Genomic DNA, 3,014 nt, shown 5'->3' with positions numbered 1-3,014 from the left:
GGCGCCTTGGTCTCCTTGCCGTCCTTGTCCTTGAACGTCGGAGCCGGAACCGTCACATCCTCGCCCGGCTTACCGTTGCCGTCCCCATACTCAGGCTCGAACTCATCGTTCTGCGCCGCCGACTTAATGTTCAGCGGCACAACATCGATGTGTCCAGGAGTCTCGTTGCCGTCCTGATCCACCAACGTGTAGGTCACGGTAACGTTTGGATTCTCCTCAGAAGCCGCAGCTTCAGCCGTTGGAGTACCGGTGATCTTGCCGCCCTCGAACTGCAAACCTTCCGGAAGTCCCTCAACCGTGATGGAGTCTTTCTTCAGCTCGAAGCCCTGCGGCAGAGCATCGAAGCCTTCCGGCTTGACATCCTGGGAATACTCCTCACCAACGACGCCATCAGCAAGCGGAGTGTCCGTCACCACAATCTTGGTAACGACCTCTTCCTTACGAGGCTCAGTCACCGTCTGCTTCGTGACCTTTTCAACACGATCTTCCTCAGGCGCATCCGGATTCTCGTACACCGGATTGCCCTCAGCGTCGATTTCCGGAACCCACTTTTCGACCTCAACATCAACCGTGCGGGTTACGGTTACCTCAGTGGTACCAGCCTCGGTCGGGGTACCCGTGATTTCGCCCGTCTTCGGATCAATCTTCAGACCCGCAGGCAGACCCTCAGCAGCGTACTCCGGCTCGGCACCCTCAACGACGTTGTTCGGCAGATCATTGAACAGTGGCGCAACCTCATCAGCCGAGTACTCGTCATACTTCGAACCCAACGGCAACTGCTCCGGCACCACAGCGGTAAAAGAGTCTGCCATCTCCCAACGATCAGACGGCTCACCAGACGCCGGATCAACACCAACCACAGCTGCTGTAAAGACCGTGGTCTCCTTCAGATCCTCAGGCGCCTGGAAATCACACGACGGCAGCACACCCTTGTCATCACTCTTGACGATGCACATTGCATCCTCAAGCTCTTCCTGCGTACCGTCCTCGGTCGTGGCGTACCAACGAATCGCATAATCCGTGTTCGGCACCAATCCAGCAGTCTTCGTGGTCACCTTCGAACCCGCACGGCCCTTATTGTCATACGAGTTGTACTCCGGAATATCAAAAATCGGCTGCGCATTAATCAACGGGAAGCGAATATTGCCCATGTTGTTACTCGTCCCCGAGCTACCCAAGTCCTCGATGTTCTGGAACATGTTCATCGGGAACGACGACAGCTTCACATCGCGACCCTCGATACGAGGGTAGACGTACATGTAATCGGTGTTGACGTGGCGTACGTCCCGCAACGACGCCCCGTTGAACGTGCTCAGGCTGTCATTCTTGTAGTCATCAGCGACCTTGCCCCACTCGTCCTCACTGACAACCTTGTTCGCACCGAGGTTCGATCGCTTCCAGGAGTAGCCCTTCGTCCCCTTGAACGGAAGGTAGAAGGAACCATCAGCCTTCGACGGCGCAACAACCGTTTCTGCAATGTGGGAACCTTCACCGTGCTCACCCTGGTACGCATCAATGATGCGTTTTTGGTTCTCACGTTCCTGCTCAACTGTGTAGCCCGGGTTAGCGTCCTTCCACGCCTCAATCTCACGCACAACTTCATCGTTGAGGTAAGACGCAACAATCTCTACGCCACCAGCGGCACGGTCACCCTGATTGACGTTGTAGGCGTACTGGCTCGGCAGCGAGCCAGCGTTTTCACCAGACTCCCACCAAATACGCGTACCGCCATCGATCGCACCGTGACGGCCGTAGTCCGGGAACTGACCATCAACGGTCGGTTCGCCGGTCTCACTGTCGAGAGCTCGGGTCCAATCCTCTTCCGGCTTGGCCAACCAACCAACGTGGTTCGGCTTCTCCTCCAGCACAAAACGACCGTTGGTAATACGCGAACCCGCCGGACCAACCGTAAAGTTCCACGACTCCTGAACACGATCCAAACGCTTGGTGTAACGGCCAGACTGCATATCGCCAGCCATAACCACCGAGTACTTCGATTCATCCGGGTTCTCGCCCCAGACACGGACCTTAAAGTCGCTATCACCGGCCAGATACCAGCGCGGTGCACCAATCGGGTCCGTCACACTCTCCGATAGATCAAACGAGAAGCGCCCCTCGGAATCTGTCAACGTGTAAAACGTCGGCGAAACCTCGCCGTTCTTATTTACATACTGTAAGTAGATGACATTGCCCTTCAGCGGCTCATTACTCTCCGCCAGATCATCCGCACGGCCCTGCTTATTGATGTAGGCATAGCCGTGGTAGCCGTAGTAGTCACGCCAGCCACCCTTGGTGTAGATCGCGTTTGGCACCAACTCATTTTTCCCCCGCGCGTCGGCAGGAGCGTCAGCAGCAGCCACTGCAGCAGGCGCTTCTTGCGCAAACGCCACCGGCTGCGCCAAAGGCACAACCAAAGCCAACGACAACGCGGCAGCGGCAACCGAAGTGCCGCGGCGACGAGCGATGTAGTTCTTCTTCATACAAGTCCCTTTCGAGGAATCTCTGAAACAACAGAACGCTGAGCCCGTGACATGTTTAGAAGATTGAAATGGTAGCGGTGTGGTGAGTTTGTGGTAGCGCCTGAGTGGGGATCCGGTAGCGGTCCCCGCTCAGGCGTGTTGTGGAGTTACTGGTTAGCTTCCAGTCTCATGTTTGGCCCTTCGAGGGTGATGATTTCGGCGCCGGCGATGAGTCGGTTGAGGATGGATTCGGCGATGACGGCGTCCGGGATGGATCTGTACCAGTCTTGCGGGGTGAACTGTGAGGTCACGATTGTTGATCGGTTGCCTTCTCGTTCGGAGAGAATGTTGAAGAGCAGGTGTGCGGTGGCGGCGTCGACTGGGGTGGTGAGGAAGTCGTCGAGGACTAACACGTCGACGCTGATCAACTCGTGGGTGAGTTTGAGCCGGGCTGGGTCGTCGAGCGGCATCACTGCGAAGTGCGCGGCAAGCATGTCGGTGCGGTAGAACCTGGCGGAGTAGTCGTTGCGGCATGCTGCGGTGATCAGAGCTTGG

2 protein-coding genes are annotated in these 3,014 nt (G+C 56.9%); both read right to left on the bottom strand.

All coding sequences use genetic code 11. The features are described from left to right. Positions 1–2,480, bottom strand: a 2,480-nt coding sequence (locus MHY23_RS11750; RefSeq protein WP_239307699.1) for a putative Ig domain-containing protein, incomplete at its 3' end; no start/stop codon positions are given. A gap of 146 nt (positions 2,481–2,626) precedes the next feature. Then, the coding region (locus MHY23_RS11745; protein ID WP_239307698.1) for an ATP-binding protein at positions 2,627–3,014 on the bottom strand (388 nt) is incomplete at its 5' end.

Origin of the sequence: Corynebacterium sp. ACRQP (genome assembly GCF_022345915.1) — a bacterium.
GTDB lineage: Bacteria > Actinomycetota > Actinomycetes > Mycobacteriales > Mycobacteriaceae > Corynebacterium > Corynebacterium lehmanniae.
This window is presented reverse-complemented; position numbering and strand designations above follow the sequence as displayed.